Here is a 1214-nt window from a genome sequence, read left to right on the forward strand (position 1 = left end):
TAGGATCTTGAATCCATTTATTGATTTCACGAGATATAGTTGAACGAGATCTGTTTAAAGTTTTAGCGATATAAGCTTTGGATTTATTCTCGTTTAAAAGTGTCTCAATTTTGATTCTTTCTTTAAGTGAAAGTCGTCTGTGTTTTAAACTCATATTTACAAATCTATAAATTTAGATTTGTTGCGTTAAGTTATTGAATAGACCGTTCTTCGCACGTTATTTTAGCTAACGGGTTTGTGTATGGCTTCGTTGTGGGAAAATCAGCGAGATTTTTCCGCCGAAGCAATTTTGATTATAAATATAAGGAATTTTTCGTTTGAAAAATTCCGCCACAATGAGTTATACACAGTGTTGTACGCTGGCATAATTCATTCTTTTCATTATCTTTTTATTTCTTTTGTCTATTAGTTCAATTGTTTTATTCATATAACTCTCGTATTCTTTTTTATTTTCAGGCAACGCAGAACGATTAAAATTATCAAAAGGCAAAGAGAATTTTATTTTTTCATTGGTATCTATAAAATCTTGAAGCATAAAAAAGTCTATATAACCTTTAAAATCTCTGAATATTTCAAAAAAGTTAGAATATCTATCTAATACACTTGATAAAGGACTCTTTTCATTTTTATAAAACCTTCTAACGCATTCTAAATTTAAGTCAAATCTGTCGCTTATTTTTCGATTTACTCCTCTTGCTTGATTAATCGTAAATCCATTTTTTCTATGTGCAGGAAAAACAATATGTCTTCCAATCGTTCTGACTTTATGTTGGAATCTTTCTTTATCAGAATCACTTAACCAACCATCTAATTTTCCGTTATATTTTCCAACAAAATGAGGACACATTCTATCGCTAGATAAGTTGTCTGTCAAGTTCGTTTTTAAAATTAGTCTTCCGTAACTTTTGTTTAAAATGCTAAGATTTAATATTTCGCTGTTTGAAAGTTTTTGATTCCACAATACACTATGAAACTCATATAATTTTAGACTATCAGTATCAGGGTCTCCACACATACTGTCTAATCTAAAATCATATTCTATTTCTATATTTTTCATTGATTGTTTGTATTCTTCTTTGCTTGCGTACAACGGGATTGTATAACGAAAGTTGCGAATTTGAAAGCGCAATTTTCGGTTGTTTAAATATAGTATTTTTTAGATTTAGAAACATTCTAATTTACAGAAAGAAGCAATTTTGGTTATAAGGTGTTGG

The 1214-nt window shown here is 29.2% G+C and carries 2 protein-coding genes; both read right to left on the bottom strand.

Annotated elements, in window-relative coordinates; genetic code table 11:
- On the bottom strand, nt 1-154 hold a 154-nt coding region (locus HGB55_RS15705; RefSeq protein ID WP_168817822.1), incomplete at its 3' end, for a helix-turn-helix domain-containing protein.
- Nucleotides 155-340: 186 nt separating this feature from the next.
- Nucleotides 341-1057, bottom strand: a complete 717-nt coding sequence (locus tag HGB55_RS15065) for a hypothetical protein (RefSeq protein ID WP_168817896.1) — start codon at nt 1055-1057, stop codon at nt 341-343.
- Nucleotides 1058-1214: the final 157 nt, after the last annotated feature.

Origin of the sequence: Lutibacter sp. B1 (genome assembly GCF_012524075.1) — a bacterium.
Taxonomy (GTDB): domain Bacteria; phylum Bacteroidota; class Bacteroidia; order Flavobacteriales; family Flavobacteriaceae; genus Lutibacter.

What these genes read in the sequence shown, in the direction of transcription:
- HGB55_RS15065 (WP_168817896.1), bottom strand. Translation starts at nt 1,057, where the DNA reads ATGAAAAATATAGAAATAGAATATGATTTTAGATTAGACAGTATGTGT.